This window comes from Simiaoa sp. (assembly GCF_051972595.1).
Classification (GTDB): domain Bacteria; phylum Bacillota; class Clostridia; order Lachnospirales; family Lachnospiraceae; genus Acetatifactor; species Acetatifactor hominis.
On sequence record NZ_JBOKRY010000028.1, the window covers coordinates 1 to 20,128 of the forward strand.

The following is a 20,128-nucleotide window of genomic DNA, read 5'->3' on the forward strand; positions in this document are numbered from 1 at the left end:
ACATCGAGGAAGGACATTCCGTTCGCCGTGGGCGTTCGTGGCTTCTTCACTAAATCTCAAGTTAATTTGGCGTAAAAACCTTAAAACAATGAATTCCGTACAAAAAAGTTTCTAACTCAGGAATTTTTGTACGGAATTTCTTCATTTTGCATGTTCAGCGAAAACTGTATATACCCCCGCAGCACAGTAGGGCATCAGCAGCAGGCTATACAGGAAGATATAGCGGGAATTGGCTTCCCAGAGGATGTGGAACAGGAAGCCTCCGAGTACGGCGATGAGTCCCACATAGAGATACAGGGAGAGATACAGGGAGTCTGTGTCGCTGCCTTGCGGAGCCGTGGCGGTGTTCTTCCGTTTGCGATGAACTGTGCTTACGCAGAACACCAGTGTTCCCAGATACAGCACATTCTGCCAGGCATTGCCCCATTCGATGTAGGCAGAACTGAGGGATCCGTCATAGACTTCCTGGAAGAATCCACTCCGTCCGCCGTAAGCGGCAAGGGTCGCCTGGCGGCTGGCGTAGGTGCCGTCTGCCCACTGGGACAGATGCTTGCGAGCATAGAAGTCCACAGCATATCCAGGATGTTCCCGGAAGTATGCCAGGCGCTCCAAAACTGCCTGCCGGCTGATCTCATTTGCCAGAGCAGAATCCATTCCGGCGGCATCGTAGGTATCGATATTGAAACCGTTATACCAGCCGCATCCCCGGGAGGCTTCCTGCATTCCCATGGCAAAATAGGACATGGCGGTGACACCGGAGCTTAATGTGTTACCGGCCTTTTTCTCATAACATTTCTGTACCAGAGGCAGAATCCCCACAGAAGTAACAGCAAGACATACCGCCATACCGAGCAGGCATAAGCGTGCACGAACGCTTCGTCCAAAACGCAGCGATTCGAAGAGCAGCACCAGCAGTACGGCGATGATCGGAATCAGTGAGTTCTTACGCAGCATTACACTCAAAGCGAGAAATAAGATGCTGCCGGTACCTGTAAAAAATGCAGACCGGATGCTAGGAAACTCTGGGGACGGTGTTGTCCCGGAAGATGCCTCGGAGGCAAAAGGCTTCACCGACATTCCTTTACAGGAGATGTCAGAGGCTTGTCCCGGAAAAGGTATGCCGGACAGCAGACGCAGCAACAGGTACAATCCCACAGACAATGCCGCGAAGGAAGGAATCTCCCCATAGACGAAGGAGCTGTACATGATCATGGGGAGATTACAGCATACCAGGAGCAGATAGCAGCAGGAGATCTCCTCCCAGTGTTCCCGCCACAGGTATTTTAAGGACAGATACTGGAACAGGACCGCCGCGCACAGCAGGCATACATAGATGAGCTTGATAAAATGCCAGGCAGGTGCGGAGATGCCGGTGAGGTTCCAGATCCGTAGGAACAGTTCTAAAAATGCCATCAGCCCGATCTGCTGTGGATAATAGGAGAGATAGGAGACGGTGGGGTGGATCACATCAAGATTTCCCTGGATCCATTCCAGTGCCGCATTATATACGGACATGGCATCCGCAGCCGGAACGGTGCGCCCGAACAAAATCAATAGAACACCCAGACAGAAGATGAAACCCAAAGTAAAAATCAGAAGTCCTCGTCTCAACTTTCTCCCAAACTTATCATAGAAGTGAAGACAAGCACAGAATAAGAGTCCAAAGCCTGCAAGCTCCAACAGATTCCACAGTGGATTATCCAGACGAAACAGTACCTGTTGTGTCTCCATATTGTCGGCATAGCAGGTGGTGAGAAAACTGCCCGCAAACAGCAGCACAGCGAGAAGCAGAGTTAGGAATTTTACTGCGTAAAGAGATATTTTATATAACTTTTCCATGAAAAATATCCTTTCTGAAAAAAGTAATCATAGCGCCAATATGCAGTCAGAAGTGCTCTTAACAGATATGATTATAGCATAAGTTTTTTTTATACCCAAGAAAAAAGCAAAAATAGTGGCTGTAAATGAATAAGCGTGGTACAATAAACTTTGTATAAGCACTTTTAACACAAAGAGATAAGAGGAATAGAAAATGGATAAAATCGCAGTATTGATTCCCTGCTACAATGAAGAGAAGACCATTGCCAAGGTAGTATCCGATGTGAAGAGGTTCCTGCCGGAGGCAGTGACGTATGTATATGACAATAACTCCACGGATCGCACGGTGGAACTGGCTACGCAGGCTGGGGCGATCGTACGTTATGAATATGCCCAGGGTAAGGGAAATGTGATCCGCAGAATGTTCCGGGAGATTGATGCGGAATGTTATCTGATGATCGACGGCGACGATACGTACCCCTTAGATTGTGCTGCGGAGATGGTGGAGAGGGTGCTGAAGCACCAGGCGGATATGGTAGTGGGAGACCGGTTATCTTCCACTTATTTCACGGAGAATAAGCGCCCGTTCCATAACTTTGGCAATAGCCTGATGCGTGCGGGGATCAACAGCCTGTTCCATGCCAATATCAAGGATATCATGACCGGATACCGGGCATTCAGCTATGAATTCGTGAAGACCTTCCCGGTATTCTCCAAAGGATTTGAGATCGAGACGGAGATGACTATTCATGCGGTGAACTATAACATGCAGGTGGAGAACGTGGTGGTGGAATACCGCGACCGTCCGGAGGGCAGTGAATCCAAGCTGAACACATACAGTGATGGCTTCCGCGTCATCCGCAAGATGCTGCAGTTGTATAAAAATTATAAACCCATGCATTTCTTCGGGATGCTGGCATTGTTGCTGACGGTAATCGCTGTGATTTTATTCGTACCGGTACTTCTGGAGTATCTCAGTACCGGACTGGTGCCCAGATTCCCGACGCTGATCGTCTGCGGATTTATTTTGTTAGCGGGGATCCAGTCCTTTTTCTCCGGCATGATGCTGGAAGTTATGACGGCCAAGGACCGGAAGGATTTCGAGTACCGTCTGAATCGTGTACATGGGGAACATCAGGAACGTAAAGGATTGTAATATGCGGGAGACGAGAATGTTTCCCAGACGTAAAGGGTATCTGTTGCTTTGCGTTCTGGGATGTCTGTTTGTATTTTTTGTAAAAACAGAAAAAGATCTGGCAGCAAACGGGAACGTTCTGTGGACCGCCGGATATGTGGGAAGCACTTTGGTATGGTCGGTGATCCTGGGATGCGTGCTTGGAATGGTGGGGACCCGGGTGGTCTGCCATATAGCAGAGAATACTGCTGCAAGGCAGAATAGTCAGACGCAGAGCCAGGATAACATGGATGGCGCTCACGGCCGCCAGAAGGCAATAGGTTACAAAAGATTTGCCGCATGGATACAGAACCGCTCCGGCGGACAGGTGCTTCTGGGAAGCTTGCTGTTACTGTTACTTGCGTGGCTTCCGGTATATCTGGCATATTATCCGGGGATCTGTGCCTATGATGCGCCGGTGCAGACCGGTCAGATCATGGAGCATTACTATTTTGACCATCATCCCATCGTGCATACTCTGCTTTTACAGGGAATGCTGTGGCTGGGTTCCCATATCTTTGGCAGTGTGAATGCGGGCATGGCATGTTATACGGCTGCGCAGATGTTGCTGCTTGCAGGCAGCATGGCATATGGTATGTGGGTATTACACAGAAGAAAAGCCCCGGTGGCTATTCAGTTGTCTGTGTTGTTACTTGGAATGTTTTTTCCGTTTCACTGGTACATGAGTGTCAGTATGACCAAGGATACTGTGTTCAGCGCATTTTTGTTATTACAGCTGGTGGGCCTGACGGATCTTCTTATGGAGGACCGCAGGAGTATCCGTCCCTGGATCCGGGATCTGTTGTTTGGAATCGGAACCGTAGGAATGATTCTGTTTCGGAATAACGGAAAATATGCTATGATCGTATTGTTGGCTTTTTTATTCCTGCTGTTCTGTTTTGGAAAAAGGGCGAGGAAGCTCTGGGGGAGGCTGTTCGCAGTGAGTGCGGTGGCTTTCGGCGTAGGGCTTTTTGTGCTGTCTGCGGTATTTAACATTACCCATGCGGAGCAGGGAGACAGACGGGAGATGCTAAGCATGCCGATCCAGCAGATGTCGCGGTGCATGATTTATCACGGTGGGGTGGGAGTCCTCCCGGAGGATGACGGCACCATGACAGAGCAGGATAAGGCACTGATCCATGATTTCATCCTGGATGAAGCGTATAGAGACTATGATCCGGGGATCGCGGATCCGGTAAAGCGCCATACCAACACGTATGTAGTGAGATATCGTTCCGGGGAATTTATAAAGACCTATCTGCATCTGCTGAGCGCCTATCCGGGAGATATGATCAATGCCGCACTGGCGTTGGATGCCGGATTTTTATCACCGTTCGATACGACCCATGCCACAGTGAACCAGACGGGGGAAAAGGAAGGACTGGGTTATGTGCAGACCCGTTGGGACGAGGGTGTGTTAAATGAAAGAGGCATCTATAAAGACAGTAAATTCCCGTGGCTGTATGAACGGCTGGAGAAATGGGCGGAGAATAACGGGTATCTGCGGATACCTTTGCTGAAATATATTTTCGTGCCGGGAAGTTATCTGTGGCTGTATCTGGGACTGGCAGCAGTACTGTCCATTACAGACAGGAAGCGCTTCTGTCTGCCGCTTGTCATCGTGGGAGGCTACTACGGCACGATGCTGCTGGGACCTACGGTGCAGATGCGTTATGTCTACCCGGTGATGCTGGCGCTGCCGTATCTGCTGGGACTGTTATGCAAGACAACTAACAGTGATGAAAGGATAACCAAATGGACAAGCTGATCATAGGAGCGGGGCTGTATGGACTGTATGCCGCGCTGTATTGTGCAAAAAAAGGGCAGCAGGTAGAAGTGCTGGAGATTGAGCAGGAACCTTTTACCAGAGCCACATATATTAATCAGGCGAGAGTGCACATGGGATATCACTATCCCCGTTCTCTGTCTACTGCTATGAAGTCGGCAGGATATTTCAAGCGTTTTGTGGAGGATTATTCCTTCTGCATTCATACGTCATTTGAGCAGATCTACGCTACTTCCGCCCATTTTTCCTGGACGGATGCGGCGGAATTTTTGAAATTCTGTAAGGACGGCGGGATCCCCTGCAAGGCACTTCCGGTGGAGGAATATTTTCAACCGGGGCTGTGTGACGGTGCTTTTCTCACGGAGGAATACACCTATGATGCCCATATCCTGCGGGATTATTTTCTGGAAGAGATCGCAAAATATCCCGGTGTGAAGCTGCATTTTGGCAGAGAGATCACGAAGATCGTAAAGCTTACGGACTGTTATGAGGTGACTGCACTGCATGAGGGGCAGCGGGAAATCTATCGGGCGCCCTTTGTGCTGAATGCTACTTATGCTTCTGTGAACCAGGTACTGGAAAAGGTGGAAGGCGTGACGACGGAACCCTTCGGACTGAAGTATGAATTGTGTGAGATCATTCTCTGTAAGGCAAGCGAGAAGATCCATAATATCGGTTTCACGGTGATGGACGGTCCCTTTTTCTCTATCATGCCTTTTGGCAGGACGGGATATCATTCCCTGACTTCGGTGACCTTTACACCCCATAAGACCAGCTACGATGCCACACCCAGGTTCCCCTGCGTGGGACAGGATGGGAATATCTGCCGGAATGGGTGGCTGGGCAATTGCAACGACTGTCCGGGCAGACCGGAGAGCGCCTGGGAATATATGTCCACGCTGGCGAGAAAATATCTGCGGGAAGAGTACGGTTTTAGCTATGAGAAGTCCCTGTTTTCCATGAAGCCGATCCTGAAGGCTTCGGAGATCGACGATTCGAGACCTACCGTGATCCGGGCAATTTCCACAGAACCCACATTGATCAGTGTACTGTCGGGTAAGATCAATACGGTATATGATCTGGATCCGTTTTTGGAGTGAGACACAGAGAAAGGCTATGGAGAAGAAAGTAATGCAAAATCAAGCAATGCTGAATAAAGAAAAAAATTTCGTGTCCTGTGTGCTCTATCTGCACAATGACGGTGCAGGCATCCGGGATTTCCTGAAAACGGTCTGCGGTACCATGGAAGAAAATTTTGAAAAATATGAGATCGTCTGTGTCAACGACTGCTGCATGGACAATACCGTAGAAGAGATCCATAAGTTCCTGGAAGAGAGCGGGACCCGCCATGTGGTCAGCATGATCAATTTAAGCTTTTATCAGGGCGTGGAGATGGCGATGAATGCCGGAAGAGATCTGGCAGTGGGAGATTTCCTGTTTGAGTTTGATAAATGTCTGCCGGATTTTGAACCGTCCCTGATCATGGAGGTATACCGGAGAGCCCTGGGGGGGTATGATGTGGTGGCAGCGGCACCGAAGCATGATGTGGCGTTTACCTCCCGGTTGTTCTATGCGGTATATAATCTGGGAAGCCGCAACACGCACAAGCTTCGCCAGGAGCGGTTCCGTATCATCTCCCGCCGGGCGGTGAACCGTGTGAATCAGATGAACGCGTACATCCCTTACCGTAAGGCAATGTACATGAATTGCGGACTGAAAGCGGACACATTGGTCTATGATAATAAAAGCATAGCAAGCAGTGGCAGGAACAGAGAGGAACGCAGTACCCGCAGCAGCCTGGCACTGGATACGCTGATCATATTTACCAACGTACTGGAGAAATTCTCCATGTTAGTGAGTGTGATCCTGTTCTCGGTCATGGTGATCATGTTCGGCTGGATCGTGTATTCCATTTTCAGCACGGTACGCCCCGTAGAAGGCTGGATGAGTCTGATGACGCTGATCTCCTTTGGCTTTTTCATGATGTCTGTGATGCTGACACTGATCTTCAAATATCTGTCCGTGATCCTGAATATGAGCTTTAAGAGACAGCGCTACGTAATAGAAGGAGTGGAAAAACTGACAAAATGATGTTTACGATTATTTTTCCGGTATTAAATGAACGCCTGCGTTTAGAGAGCGGTGTGACCCGCACAGTGGAATATCTGCACAAGATCGCTTTTGAAGATTATGAGATCATTATTGTGGATAACGGTTCCGAGGACGAGACACCGCAGATCGCAGAGACGCTGTGTCAGAAATACGATAAAGTGCGATATGAGAGAATCAATGTCCGGGGTGTGGGCGCCGCATTCCGCAGAGGCGTGGAATTAAGCCATGGCGATGTGGTAGGTTACATGGATATTGACTTGTCTACCAATATCAAACACCTGGGAGAGGCCATTCATCTCTTCGAGACACAGGAGGAGATCCAGTATATTAACGGCAGTCGTTTCGCCAGAGAGTCCGATACGAAGGGCAGAAAATGGTATCGCAGGATCACTTCACAGGGACTGTTGATCTTATTAAAATTATTCCTGCGGATGAAGTCCACGGATGCCATCTGCGGTTTTACCTTTGTACGCCGGGAGACGGCGATATCCCTGATCCGGGGCTGCAGTCAGGACAATGGGTGGTTCTACATGATCGAATTTCTGCTCCGGGCGGAGAAGAGAGGCGTGAAGATCCTGGATTATCCTGTGGAGTGGCAGGAAGACTATAATACTACCGTTAAGGTATTTAAGACGATCTGCAATTATCTGGTGCAGATCGCAAGGTTATTCAACGAGTTTTATATTAAAAAACACATATAAGACAGCCACAGAGTGACGGAAAACGTAACAACGAAGGCTGAAGGGGCACGGATAGAAACGACCGGGAACGGAAGAAAGAAGGACGACAGAATGGCACATATTAAGAGAATCGATCTGACGAGAGATGTGGAGGCACATGCGGATGCATACAGAGAGGCAATCGAGAAGGTATGTAGGGAAACCGCATTTTCCGGCGGAAAATATGCGGACACCTTTGACAAGGAGTTCGCGGCATATGTGGGAAGTAAGTATGCTAGCGGTGTGAATAACGGAACCTCCGCACTTCATCTGGCAATGTTAGCCCTGGGTGTGGGTCCGGGAGATGAGGTCATCGTACCTGCCAATACCTACATTGCGACAGCGTGGGGCGTCAGCTACACCGGTGCAACACCGGTATTTGCGGATTGCACACCGGATACCTGGGAGATCGATCCTTCTGTGCTGGAAGCGAAGATCACGGATAAGACGAAGGGGATCATCGGGGTACATCTCTATGGACAGCCCTTTGATTACGCAGGCGTCCGTAAGATTGCCGACCGTCACGGACTGTTCGTGGTGGAAGACTGCGCCCAGGCCCACGGTGCACAGTTTGAGGGCAGAAATGTGGGAACCTTGGGAGATCTGGCATGCTTCAGCTTTTATCCGGGGAAAAACCTGTATGCGTTCGGCGAAGGCGGCAGTGTGACCTGTGAGAAAGAAGAATACTATAAGCATATCGACCGCCTGAAAAATCAGGGCTGTGATGTGCGTTACTATCATGATGAGATCGGATATAATTACAGACTGGAGGGACTGCAGGGAGCAGTGCTGAGCGTCAGCTTAAAATATCTGCCGGAGTGGACGAAGAGACGTCAGGAGATCGGACACCGCTATATCCGGGAGATCACGAATCCGCTGATCACCATGCAGCACCATCCGGAGAATACCACACCGGTGTTCCATCTGTTTGTCGTTACCGTTCCGGATCATGAGGACTTTATCCGCTATATGGCAGATCATGATGTGGAGTGTAACATGCACTATCCGGTGCCCTGTCATTTACAGAAGGCGTATGCGGACTTAGGATACCATCCCGGAGACTGTCCCAATGCGGAATACCTGGCAGACCACTGCGTGACACTGCCCCTGTTCCCCGAGATGCGGGAAGAGGAGATACAGAGAGTCATTGCTCTGTGCAATGCATACAGACAGTAAGGAGAGAACCATTGCAGACAGTAACATCAGTAAATAAGACATCGGAAAATAAGACATCGGAAGCAATTTCTGAGAAGTACCGGGATACGGAAGCCGGAATTTATCTGCGGCTCATGACCTATGAGGACACGGACCGGATCGTGGCATGGCGTAACAGCGATGCGGTGCGCAAAAATTTTATCTATCAGGCACTTTTCACCAAGCAGTCACATGAGAACTGGATCCACACACACGTGGAGACCGGGGATGTGGTGCAGATGATCATCTGTGATCTGGACGGAGATAAGCCGTTGGGATCTGTGTATATCCGGGATATCGACAGACAGCATAACAAGGCGGAATACGGAATCTTCATCGGAGAAGCGTCTGCCAGAGGACGTGGCATCGGTACGGCGACGGCGAAGCTGATGTTAAGGTATTGTTTTGAGGAGGAAAAGCTGCACAGAGTCTACCTGCGGGCATTGTCGGAGAACCTGCAGGCAATCCGCAGCTATGAAAAGGCAGGATTTGTCAGAGAAGGATTGTTAAGAGACGATGTGTGTATTGACGGTGTGTACCGGGATATTGTCTGGATGGCAGCCGTGAATCCGGCAGATTAAGAAGGAGCAAGCAACAAAAATGGACAGAATAAAAAAAGTAAGTTTTGTGATCCCCTGTTACCGCTCGGAGCATACACTGCCCCATGTGGTTAAGGAGATCCGGGAGACCATGCAGAAGCTGACGCAGTATACCTATGATATTTTCCTGGTAAATGATGCATCACCGGACAATACCATGGGGACGATCCGGGAACTGTGTGAGAAATACGATAATATCAAAGGGATCGGCTTCGCAAGAAATTTTGGACAGCATGCGGCATTGATGGCGGGACTACGGCATTCCGACGGCGATTATGTAGTGTGCCTGGACGATGACGGACAGACTCCGGCAGATGAAGTGGATAAGCTTCTGGACAAATTGGAGGAAGGATATGACGCTGTGTATGCCAGCTATGAGCATAAGCAGCATTCCGCATTCCGGAACATGGGAAGCAAAGTGAATGAGCTCATGACCCGCATGATGTTAAATAAGCCGGCAGACTTGTACATTTCCAGCTATTTTGCAGTGAAACGGTTCGTGGTGGAGGATATGATCCGCTATGAGAATTCCTACCCTTATGTCATCGGCCTGGTACTCCGCGCGACCAAAAACATTACCAATGTGCCGGTATGTCACAGAGAGCGGGAAGAGGGAAATTCCGGCTATACGCTGAAGAAGCTGCTTGGACTGTGGTTCAACGGATTTACGGCATTTTCCGTGAAGCCGTTACGGATCGCCACATCTTGCGGTGTAGGCTGCGCAGGACTCGGTTTCCTCTATGGAATCTACACGATCATCAAGAGACTGGTGAATCCCAATGTGCCTATGGGCTTCAGTGCGCTGATGGCGGCGCTGGTATTTTTCGGTGGTATGATCATGATCATGCTGGGACTGATCGGAGAATATGTGGGACGTATCTATATCAGTATGAATAATTCTCCCCAGTATGTGATCCGGGAGAAAATCCATCTAGGGAATGAGGATAATAAATGATGAAGAAGACGCAATTTAAATATATAACCCTGCTGAAAGCAGTACTGATGGCGATGCTTCCCGTGGTGTGCTGTCTGGTACGGACAGCGGCGGAAGGCAGGAGCATCGGGCAGGTATATCTGCCGTCATCGGAATGGAATGATGAGTTGTTTTATTTTAAGCAGGTGGAAGGAATTTTGAATTATGGATTTCCGCAGGGCTTTTTTGGATTCAATGAAAGCCATGCCCTGCAGCTTTCTTTTGCGGCGTGGAGTCCGGTACTGGTATTCCCCTGGATTTTGTGGGGACTGCTGTTTGGATGGAATCTGATGTCTCCGGTGATCTGCAATATTGTATTGTTGACCATCACGATGTTTGTATTTGTATGGCTGGTGAAGCCTACCTGGAAGCAGCTGGGAATCCTGACGGTTTTGTTTAGTCTGTACACATTATTTACGCGATATATGTTGTCCGGCATGCCTGAGGTCATCTGCTTTTGCATGCTGATCCTGTTCTACGGACTGGCAATTTCGTATCTGAAGCAGGAGACAAAAGGTAAGCTGATCGCCATGTTGGTCGTTTCTGTATTAATGACGCTGATGCGTCCGTATATGCTGTTATTCCTGATGCTTGCATGTTATTTCTGGATATGCAGGAATAAAAAATCCGGCTGGATCGGGTCAGTTCTTATCGTGGCACTGACGGGAATTTCCTATGCATTGATCAAACATTATCTGGGTGCAGAGTATTTTACACCGCTGTTTTATACGGATTGGATCACGACTTTTTTCACTGAGGGAATTGTCGCAGGATTCCGCAATATTTTCGGAACTCTTCACTGGAAGGGAATGGATTTTTACAGACATTGTGTAGAGGGAGTGCGTAGCGGACTGGCTTCCGGAGCTTATTTTGACGGATACCTGTTATTGCTTGCGATCCTTTTGGTGCAGACTTTTATGGATGCCAAAAAGCTGCGCCGGGCACAACGGGCAGCACAGAGCGCAATGGAACCGGCAGACGAAAAGAAAGCTCTGAAGGATCAGCTGATCATCGAAGTGCATTTTGCCTTCAGCCTGATCGCTATGCTGTTTGCACACCTTCTGATGTATAAAATGGTGGAAGGCAGCAGGCACTTTCTGACCTTCATTGCAGCCGGAATTTTTATCGTAAGCATGTTGGAAACCAAATACTATAAAAAAGCAGTAATTTTAGGAGTGGCTTTCCTGTATCTGTACAGTTATAAGGCAGTGGAGCCTTATGATTACCAGGTTCCCTATGTGACGGAAGACAGAAAGGAACAGGTGGAATACTGGCAGGATATATTCTCAGAGAATCTGAGACTGGATACAGAAAATGTACCGAGTTACCGAAATGTGATCATTTGGAATCTCGGGGATATGACGGCGGAAGGACATCAGTATTTAAAATGGCAGTTATTATATGGTATACCGGAGGGCTTCGGTGTCAGCTGCTGTGAGAGAGCTTATATTCTGGAGCATCTGACGGAACTGCAGAGTAAATACATTGCCACTGTAAGCGGCGGCGAGATCGATGAACTGTGTAGTGCCAAAGGTTATGAAGAGATTGGAAGAGATGCGGATATGGTGCTGTATTGCAGGTACTAATGACACTGATTCATGGAACATAAGTAGGTATCAAAGTAGAGAAGAAAGGCATTAAGATCCCATGGAGACACGTGACAGGAAAGCACGCAATTTCATACAGACGAATTTCCAGACACTGCTGTGGCACGGACTGCCGGTGGCGGCACTGGTGATCTGGGGAGCTTTTTGTATCACCAATAACCTCTGGTATGATGAGGCATATTCTGCATCCATGGTGTCTCTTCCCTGGAAGCGGCTGATCTATATCACGGCGACGGATGACCATTCCCCGTTTTATTATGTATTATTGAAGCTGTTCTACCATCTGTGCGGCGGAGGTACGCATTTCTGGGCATTGAAACTGATGTCTGTGCTTTTTATGCTGGGCTATATGCTGCTGGGCAAATATTATGTGGAAAAGCTGTTTGACCGGAAGATTTCGGTATATTTTATGACATTTTCCCTGCTGATGCCGATTTTCAGTGTACAGGCAGGCAATGTGCGTATGTATACGGTGGCACTGTTTTTCCTGACACTGACCGGACTTTCCGCGTACGATATTTTCCGGGAAGCGACCGGGAAAAAGTGGATCGTATTCTGCCTGGCGAGCATCTGCACCGTATATTGTCATACGTTTGCATTGATCCAGACCTTTTTATTCTATATGCTGTTTTTGGCTGTGATCCTGATCTGCCATAAAAAAGAGCTGATCAGGGGATTTTTGATCTCCGGATTTACGGTGGCGATCGTGTTCTCCCCCTGGCTTGCAGTGACATGTAGGCAGTTCATCCTGCGGATGCGTTATGACGACGGTTCCACCACAGAACTGGCTACCCTGAATTCCGTGATGGATTACTGCAAGGAATGGTTCTCGGCGGTGGAGACCCCCATCGGCATTGTGGTACTGCTTGGAATCGCAATGTGTCTGGTATTAAGCTACGGTGCGGTGGACTGGGTGAGACAACACGGGAATGCCGCTCCTGCGATCGGCGCAGCGGCTTTTGCGCTGACCGGAATCGTGGGAGGCGTGATCTCCGCTACGATCAACAACTGTTTTATGGGACGTTACGCGTTCCCAGGCATGGGATTTGTCATGCTGTGGTATGCGGTGGGATTTGCACAGCTTGTGGAAAATGCCGGGGAGAAGAGCAGAAAATGGTGGATCGCGGGTACCTTAGGAACCGCCGGCCTGTGCTTTGCATTGCAGTATACTTCGGAGCTTCATCTGGAGTATGATCAGGGACTGGAGACTTATGAGAATTTTATAGAGACCGAAGTTACGGAAAATGATGCGATCATCGGTCCCTATACGCATACGATTTTCCTGAATGTCTATCACCCTAAGCTTCATTATTATCTGGTTGGATATAAATTATACAGTCTTCCGTTTGTCAACACGGAAGCCCTGATGGAGTATAATCAGCTCGATTCCTACGAGAATCTCTGGTATATCTGCTTCAAGGGAAGTGAACCCGGTCCGATGGAGGATGGCTACAATTATGAAGTGGAACTGGAATTCCATTATATGTACTATGATTTTGTGATATATCGCTTGGAGCCGAAAACAATAGAAGATGCCAGGGTCCAAAGGTCTAAGCCCACATGAGCTAGCTCATAAGTGGGTGAAAGACCTTTTGACTCCGACATCAATAGAATAGCGGCAATAAGATCAGGAACAGAGGCAGGCAGAAAAGTAATGGAAAAATACAGAGAACATAAAAAAACGGCAGTAGACTGGAGCAGAATTTTTCATAAATTTTGGGAGAATCGATGGTTTATGGGGATACTGCTGCTTACAGCAGTATGCGCTTACGGCTATAAGGTAACAAATGTCACCATCGGCATCGATGATACACCGTCGCTGTATTATTTTGAAGAGGGACTGATCGCCATTGTGGGGCGGTGGGTACTGTTCCTGCTGAACAAGGTGATCTTCCTGGCGGAGTTTGTGCCTTTTGTGACGGATTTTATCGCGGTATGCCTGCTGGTACTGGCGGCAATCGTCTGGACGGTGCTGTTTTATTCTGTGCTTGGAGAGAAGATCCCGGTGGTGGGATATGCGTTTTTTGCCGCAATCTTTGTGTCCAGTCCGCTGATCAGCGAAGTATTTACGTATTTTCTGCATAACGGGATCGCCATCGGCTATCTGTGCTGTGGACTCAGTCTGTGCTGCGTGCGGGAATGGCAGGTCAGCATACGGAAAATGCAAAAAGGCAGTGGAATCCGGGAGAAGTTTGACTGCCTGGCTGTGATGAGGCTTGTGACGGCCGCGGTATTTTTATGGATCGCCATGGGCTGTTATGAATCCTTTATGATTCTGTGGCTTGCCGGACTAATGCTGTTGTTACTGACCGAAAGAATCGGAATGGGAGCGGAGCGTAAAGGGCAGACCGGGACGAGTGGAGTCTTCCACACACTGGTGGGAGGAGCAGTGTGCGCCCTGGCAGCAGTGATCCTCAGAAGTCTGATGATCGTTGTACTTACCAAAGCGTTTCAGTTGGAATATTTACAGGGAGAAGCGGTGCAGCGTTCGGTGACGGAGATGTTAGGCTGGATGTTTCGACCCGGAGCCTTCAGTGAGCTGGCAATGATCCTGAAGCGAACCTTTGTATTATACGGCGTGTTTGCCTATGCGTATCTGCCGATCCGCATTTTTGTCCTGGCGGCAGTCGTTATTACGGTGGTGGCGATGATCCGAGTGATCCACGGCAGAGACCTGTGGGCACTTGTTCTTCTGCCGGCAGCGTACCTGGCGGCGTTTTCCTTATTATTTATTGAAGGAAAGGCTACGCTGTACCGCTCGGCGCAGTTTTTACCCATTTTCTGTGGCTATGGGGCACTGTTATTTGCCTATGGTATCTGGGGCCTTACGGGATGCATTGGACGGGGCATGCACCGTAAGATATGCCTGGGAGTGCGTGGTATTGCAGTGGCAGTGCTTGTGGTGATCACCTGGAACCAGTGCATGGATATGACAAAATGGTTCTATATTGACAGGCAGAAATACGAGGCAGCAGTGAAGACTGTGGACCAAATTGCCCTGGATCTGGAACGTGATTTTGACACTTCGAAGCCGGTGGTATTCACGGGCAATTATGAGATCCCTTACAGCATTATTCAGGATGCCTATGTGGGGTATGGAACAGAGACTTATGCAAAGATGAAACGGATCACGGACAGGATCGATCCAGATCTGTTGGATAAATACAACCGCGGTTCCAAGGGCGTATGGGTGGCACAGACCCCGGCGTTGTCTGTCATCGAATGGGGACGGTATGCTTTCGATAACGATGCGGAGCTAGTGAAGTTCTTCGCTATGCACGGACATACGCTGACAGCCTGCGAAGATATCGACAGGTATGCGGAAGCAGAGAAAGCATCGTTGGAGTTGCCGGAATATCCACAGGATGGATATATCTTGGATAAGGGGGATTATATTATTGTTCACTTCTGATGAAAAAACTGCAATAGGAAAACAATTCAACCGATTTCTCCTGTGGCTGGATAGAATTCCGCTCTGGTGGATGGGCATTTTGATCGCGGTTGTATTTTTCCTCCCCTATTTTATTCTCGGGGATGGCTGTATCTTTGAGATCAATGATCAGTTGGATGAAAGCATTATGAATTATATGCTTCCTGCCAGACATTTATGGGACAGAAGTACAGTATATCCGGAGATGCTGGACGGTGTCAATGCCAGCGGTATGCAGCCATCGGCTATTTTGTTCCTGCCGCTGTATTGCCTGTTTTCTGCCAGAGTGGCGTTTCTTACACAGTACATTATCTGCTTTTTGCTGGCGTTTTTGGGAATGTATCTGTTGGTGAGGGAGAGTACAGAGAGCAGTATTCTGGCGATGATAGCAGGGGTCTGTTTCTGCGTGTTGCCCTTATATCCTGTCTATGGTCTTTCGGAATTTGGCATTCCTTTGATAGTATATGCTTTTCTATGTCTGTGGAAGCGAAAAAGAATCCTATCTGCGTTGTTGTGCACGGTACTGTTCGGTCTTACCAGTCACTTGGTGTATACCGGCTATGTGGTGTTGGGATTGTGGCTTTTGGTAATGATTGTCGCTTTCTTGCAAAAAAGAAAGAATACATGGCCAATTTTGGGATTTATAGAATTGTTGGTGACGTATGTAATTACCAACCGGTCACTGATCCTGGAGATCCTGGTGGGAGACGGCAGTTATATCAGTCATCGGGAGGAAATGGTATCTTCCGCCACACCTTTTTTCGAGACTTTTTGGAACGTATTCCAAAATAGTGCACAGCATGCACCGTCTTTACATAAATATCTGATATTGCCCATTATTTTGTTCCTGATCCTGGGAGCGTTTTGCAAAAAGGAAGAAACAGATAGAATCCTTTATAAGGCAGCGGTTGTTAACTTTTTATTCCTGATCGCGATAGCTTTGTTTTACGCATTTTGTCATATGACAGTAGTTGTTGACTGGAAAAACAATATCACGGGATTCTTGCACTATTTTCAGATGCACCGGTTCTATTGGCTGTATCCTGCGGATTGGTATCTGGAGTTCGCACTGGCGGCAGCGGTATTGTGGAGAACGAAAATCCCGCATACCGACAGCAGAATGTTGTTGGGAAAACTGGTGATCCTGATAGTGTGTCTGTTGCCGACGCTTCAGATGCTGAAGGTAAATTCCGGAATGTACCTTAATGTGAACCAGATCAACAATGGATCCGGGATCACGGGATATATTTCCTGGGAAAGTTGGTTTTCCGAGAATCTGATGCAGAAGATCGATGATGCCATCGGCCGGGACAAGAGCACGTATCGTGTGGCACATTTGGGAATCAGTCCGGCACCGTCACTAATGCATGGGTTTTATACGGTGGACGGATATTCCAACAATTATCCACTGGAGTACAAGCACAGATTCCGGGAAGTCATTGCACCGGAAATTGAGAAAAATGAAGAGGTACGGGTATACTTTGATACATGGGGGAATCGTTGTTACCTGTTCAACAGTATTACGGGCAATTACATGCGCCTGCAAAAGGGAAACTCATTGATCTATGAAGGTTTGGAGTTTGATATGGATGAATTACGGAGTCTGGGCTGTGAGTATCTGTTCTCCGGAGCCGAAATCGGGGATGCCGACAGAATGGGTCTGGAACTTGTGGGATACTTTGAAACAGAAGAATCCTACTGGGGGATCTGGGTATATGAACTGTAATGGCTGAACTGTTACCCCCACTTTCTTAAAATTTCATAAGATTTTTTACTGGAAGAGAAAAGTGTGTTATAGTAAATCCAAATGGTTATAACAATTTAAGTATAGTAGAGACTTGTATATGAAAGACAGAATTTATATATGTCACACTTATTATCATGCATATGTGACATTTTTAAAAGAGTTAAAAATAAGAGCTGAGGCAGATCCTGCGAAGGAAGCGGGGGCTGCTACTTTAGTGCTGTCCAAAATGTCCACCAACTTCGAGAACCTGAAATCTCGCGTGGAGAGCACCGGATTGTTTGAAGAGGTACTGGAATTTGATGAGAAGCGGGAGGACTTTTTCCCGGAGCTTGCAAAATACCGTGAGGACACAGGCAGCTTTCTGGGGAATCTGAAGAACCGGATCCGGTTTACGAAGGAGTATGCTAGACTGGAAGCCCCTTATGTGCCGGTGAATCTTAGGGAATATAAGGATATCTATGTCTATTGTGATTCCGACCCAATAGGTTATTATCTGAATCAGAACCGGATCCGCTACCATGCGGTGGAGGACGGGCTGAACTGTCTGAAGAATTTTGATGCGGCGAGATATGACAACAGAGGCCATTTTAAGCTGAAAGCCTTTTTGTCCATGTATCTGAATCTGATCTTTGTGCAGAACGGTTACGGAAAATACTGCATGGATATGGAGGTAAATGATATCTCGGCAATTCATTATCCCTGTCCCAGATACATTGAACAGCCGAGGAAAGAGCTGGTGGACCGCCTGACGGAGGCGGACAAGCAACTGATCCTTCAGGCGTTTGTGAAAAATAAGGAAGAACTGGAGCACCAGATTGCCGCTAGCAACAAGGTAGGGGATAAAATACTGATCCTTACGGATCCTCTGTGTACTTTGGATGTCAGAGAGAAGATATTCCGGGACGTTATCAAAATGTACGAAAAAGAGGGAAGTATTTTTATTAAGCCTCATCCCAGAGATGAACTGGATTACCGGAAATTGTTCCCGGAGTATCCGCAGTTCGATGCTACCGTGCCTATGGAAATGTTGAATTTCTTCCCGGGACTGAAGTTCAAAAAAGTAGTGGGAGTGCTGACAGAGGTGAAGGGGCTGCCCTTCGCGGAGGAAGCGGTGCGGCTGGGACCGGATTTCATGGATGCCTATGAAGATCCCCTGATCCACAGACAGAATGAACAGATCTGAGAAATGAAGAACCGGAGAACTGGAGAACTCTATGTTACAGATAATTAAGAAAATGAATGTCCTGCTGGACAAAAAACAGAAGAGAACCATGGTGGGGCTGATCATCCTCATGGTGATCAGTGCATTTTTACAGACCGCCGGTGTGGGTATGCTGGTGGAAGTCATGCAGATTGTCATTGATCCGGAGGCAGTACAGCACAGCCGGGTAGCGGAAGCCTGCTATGAGATCATGGGAGTGGAGAGTTATCGTACCTTTTCCATTATTGTCATGGTGCTTCTGATTCTGGTATTTGTGGTGAAGAATCTGTTTACTTATGTACAGCAGAAGCTGACATTGTCATTTGTCTATACGAACCAGTTCCGCACTTCCGAACGCATGATGCGCAACTATCTGCGGCGCGGCTATGAATTTTACCTGAATGCGGATACCGCAGTGGTACAGCGCAGTATCACTTCGGATGTCAATAATATGTATGCGCTGATCTTATCACTGCTGCAGCTGTTGTCCGATACGGTGGTATCTTTGTTTGTTATCACGTACTGCTTTATCTCCAGCGGGACCATGACGATTCTGATGGCAGTGGTATTGCTTTCTCTCATGTGGCTGATCAAGAGAGTGCTGAAGCCTGTCATGTATAAGGCGGGTAAGGACAATCAGGACTATTACAGTGGTCTGTTCAAATGGATCTCTCAGACGGTACAGGGGATCAAGGAAGTGAAGATCTCCGGCAAGGAACAGTATTTCGTATCCGAGTACCGGAAATGCGGCAAGGGCTATGTAGATGCCGTACAGCGTTACAGCCTGTACAATCAGGTACCGAAGCTGTTGATCGAGACCGCATGTGTTACCACTATGGTGGGGTATATGATCTTCCTGGTAGCTACGGGCGTACCTACGGAGAATATGCTGACCGTGTTCGGAACCCTGGCAGCGGCGGCACTGGTGCTGCTCCCCTGTGTGAACCGCATTAATAACCAGATCAATTCCATTGCTTATTTTGAGCCGTTTTTCATGGGAGTCAGCGATAATTTACAGGATGAGATCAACGGACAGAATACCGATATGTCCTTTGCTACCGACGAAGAGGAAAAGCTGGATGTAAAGGACAGCATTGAGATGAAGGATATTACGTATGCGTATCCCAACACAGAGCGTCTGATCTTTGACCACGCGGATCTGAAGATCCCGGTGGGGGCTTCGGTGGGTATCGTAGGTACTTCCGGCGCGGGCAAGAGCACCGTGGTGGATATATTGCTTGGTCTGTTAGAGCCCAGTACGGGTTACATCTATGCAGACGGTGTGAATGTGAAGGAGCCCGGTAATTATCGGAAATGGCTGAAAAATATCGGCTACATTCCGCAGATGATCTTCATGCTGGACGACACCATCCGCAAAAATGTGGCATTCGGTGTGCCCGAGGATAAGATCGATGAGAACAGACTGTGGGAAGTATTGAAGGAAGCACAGCTGGATGAATTTATAAAGACGCTTCCGGAAGGCTTAGAGACCGGTATCGGCGAGAGAGGCATCCGTCTCTCCGGCGGACAGAGACAGCGTATTGGTATTGCCAGAGCATTGTATAATGATCCGGAGGTACTGATCTTAGATGAGGCAACTTCCGCACTGGATAATGATACGGAAGCCGCCATCATGGAATCCATCAACAGACTGCACGGCCGTAAGACGCTGATCATTATCGCCCACAGATTACAGACCATCGAAAAATGTGATATTGTCTACCGGGTAGAAGACGGCAGAGCGAAAATCGAACGGGGAAGCTTATAA

The 20,128-nt window shown here is 48.2% G+C and carries 15 protein-coding genes; 14 read left to right on the forward strand and 1 reads right to left on the reverse strand.

Translation table 11 applies throughout. The features are described from left to right. Positions 1–141: 141 nt before the first annotated feature. Positions 142–1,839: a hypothetical protein gene (locus ACTRDR_RS10290; protein ID WP_440527351.1), complete on the reverse strand. Its 1,698-nt coding sequence runs from the start codon at positions 1,837–1,839 to the stop codon at positions 142–144. 193 nt (positions 1,840–2,032) lie between these two features. On the opposite strand from ACTRDR_RS10290, the gene ACTRDR_RS10295 reads away from it, so the two are divergent. From ACTRDR_RS10295 to ACTRDR_RS10360, 14 genes are all read left to right on the forward strand, one after another. Beyond that, a complete protein-coding gene (locus ACTRDR_RS10295; protein WP_440527353.1) occupies positions 2,033–2,974 on the forward strand; it encodes a glycosyltransferase family 2 protein in 942 nt (313 codons plus the stop codon). A 16-nt stretch (positions 2,975–2,990) separates the two neighbouring features. Next, positions 2,991–4,760 (forward strand): DUF6020 family protein, encoded by a 1,770-nt coding sequence (locus ACTRDR_RS10300; protein WP_440527354.1) that lies wholly within the window; start codon positions 2,991–2,993, stop codon positions 4,758–4,760. Then, positions 4,748–5,878: an FAD-dependent oxidoreductase gene (locus tag ACTRDR_RS10305; protein WP_440527356.1), complete on the forward strand. Its 1,131-nt coding sequence runs from the start codon at positions 4,748–4,750 to the stop codon at positions 5,876–5,878. The genes ACTRDR_RS10300 and ACTRDR_RS10305 overlap by 13 nt, the downstream gene beginning before the upstream one ends. A 31-nt stretch (positions 5,879–5,909) precedes the next feature. Further along, positions 5,910–6,869, forward strand: coding sequence for a glycosyltransferase (locus tag ACTRDR_RS10310; RefSeq protein WP_440527358.1), 960 nt, complete (start codon positions 5,910–5,912; stop codon positions 6,867–6,869). Continuing rightward, positions 6,866–7,591, forward strand: a complete 726-nt coding sequence (locus ACTRDR_RS10315) for a glycosyltransferase (protein WP_440527360.1) — start codon at positions 6,866–6,868, stop codon at positions 7,589–7,591. The genes ACTRDR_RS10310 and ACTRDR_RS10315 overlap by 4 nt, the downstream gene beginning before the upstream one ends. A gap of 90 nt (positions 7,592–7,681) precedes the next feature. Next, on the forward strand, positions 7,682–8,785 hold the full coding sequence (locus ACTRDR_RS10320; RefSeq protein ID WP_440527361.1) for a DegT/DnrJ/EryC1/StrS family aminotransferase: 1,104 nt from the start codon (positions 7,682–7,684) through the stop codon (positions 8,783–8,785). 11 nt (positions 8,786–8,796) lie between these two features. Then, on the forward strand, positions 8,797–9,384 hold the full coding sequence (locus tag ACTRDR_RS10325; protein ID WP_440527363.1) for a GNAT family N-acetyltransferase: 588 nt from the start codon (positions 8,797–8,799) through the stop codon (positions 9,382–9,384). A gap of 19 nt (positions 9,385–9,403) precedes the next feature. Beyond that, positions 9,404–10,357, forward strand: coding sequence for a glycosyltransferase family 2 protein (locus ACTRDR_RS10330; protein WP_440527364.1), 954 nt, complete (start codon positions 9,404–9,406; stop codon positions 10,355–10,357). Beyond that, positions 10,354–11,961 carry a hypothetical protein gene (locus tag ACTRDR_RS10335; RefSeq protein ID WP_440527365.1) on the forward strand — a complete coding sequence of 536 codons (1,608 nt, stop codon included), beginning with the start codon at positions 10,354–10,356 and terminating at the stop codon, positions 11,959–11,961. Before ACTRDR_RS10330 ends, ACTRDR_RS10335 begins: the two co-directional genes overlap by 4 nt. Positions 11,962–12,022: 61 nt before the next feature. Continuing rightward, positions 12,023–13,546 (forward strand): glycosyltransferase family 39 protein, encoded by a 1,524-nt coding sequence (locus ACTRDR_RS10340; protein WP_440527366.1) that lies wholly within the window; start codon positions 12,023–12,025, stop codon positions 13,544–13,546. Between the two features lie 90 nt (positions 13,547–13,636). After that, positions 13,637–15,394 (forward strand): glucosyltransferase domain-containing protein, encoded by a 1,758-nt coding sequence (locus tag ACTRDR_RS10345; protein ID WP_440527368.1) that lies wholly within the window; start codon positions 13,637–13,639, stop codon positions 15,392–15,394. A gap of 70 nt (positions 15,395–15,464) precedes the next feature. Beyond that, entirely contained in the window at positions 15,465–17,138 is a 1,674-nt protein-coding gene (locus ACTRDR_RS10350) for a DUF6044 family protein (protein WP_440527370.1), read from the forward strand. A 118-nt stretch (positions 17,139–17,256) separates the two neighbouring features. Further along, entirely contained in the window at positions 17,257–18,342 is a 1,086-nt protein-coding gene (locus ACTRDR_RS10355) for a glycosyltransferase family 52 (protein WP_440527371.1), read from the forward strand. Positions 18,343–18,373: 31 nt separating this feature from the next. Further along, on the forward strand, positions 18,374–20,128 hold the full coding sequence (locus tag ACTRDR_RS10360; protein WP_440527373.1) for an ABC transporter ATP-binding protein: 1,755 nt from the start codon (positions 18,374–18,376) through the stop codon (positions 20,126–20,128).

Bases quoted from the DNA above. Each gene is read 5' to 3' on its own strand.
- ACTRDR_RS10360 (WP_440527373.1), top strand. From the start codon at position 18,374: ATGTTACAGATAATTAAGAAAATGAATGTCCTGCTGGACAAAAAACAG.
- ACTRDR_RS10310 (WP_440527358.1), top strand. From the start codon at position 5,910: ATGCAAAATCAAGCAATGCTGAATAAAGAAAAAAATTTCGTGTCCTGT.
- ACTRDR_RS10295 (WP_440527353.1), top strand. From the start codon at position 2,033: ATGGATAAAATCGCAGTATTGATTCCCTGCTACAATGAAGAGAAGACC.
- ACTRDR_RS10290 (WP_440527351.1), bottom strand. From the start codon at position 1,839: ATGGAAAAGTTATATAAAATATCTCTTTACGCAGTAAAATTCCTAACT.
- ACTRDR_RS10350 (WP_440527370.1), top strand. From the start codon at position 15,465: ATGGGCATTTTGATCGCGGTTGTATTTTTCCTCCCCTATTTTATTCTC.
- ACTRDR_RS10300 (WP_440527354.1), top strand. From the start codon at position 2,991: ATGTTTCCCAGACGTAAAGGGTATCTGTTGCTTTGCGTTCTGGGATGT.
- ACTRDR_RS10340 (WP_440527366.1), top strand. From the start codon at position 12,023: ATGGAGACACGTGACAGGAAAGCACGCAATTTCATACAGACGAATTTC.
- ACTRDR_RS10335 (WP_440527365.1), top strand. From the start codon at position 10,354: ATGATGAAGAAGACGCAATTTAAATATATAACCCTGCTGAAAGCAGTA.
- ACTRDR_RS10320 (WP_440527361.1), top strand. From the start codon at position 7,682: ATGGCACATATTAAGAGAATCGATCTGACGAGAGATGTGGAGGCACAT.
- ACTRDR_RS10305 (WP_440527356.1), top strand. From the start codon at position 4,748: ATGGACAAGCTGATCATAGGAGCGGGGCTGTATGGACTGTATGCCGCG.
- ACTRDR_RS10315 (WP_440527360.1), top strand. From the start codon at position 6,866: ATGATGTTTACGATTATTTTTCCGGTATTAAATGAACGCCTGCGTTTA.
- ACTRDR_RS10330 (WP_440527364.1), top strand. From the start codon at position 9,404: ATGGACAGAATAAAAAAAGTAAGTTTTGTGATCCCCTGTTACCGCTCG.
- ACTRDR_RS10355 (WP_440527371.1), top strand. From the start codon at position 17,257: ATGAAAGACAGAATTTATATATGTCACACTTATTATCATGCATATGTG.
- ACTRDR_RS10345 (WP_440527368.1), top strand. From the start codon at position 13,637: ATGGAAAAATACAGAGAACATAAAAAAACGGCAGTAGACTGGAGCAGA.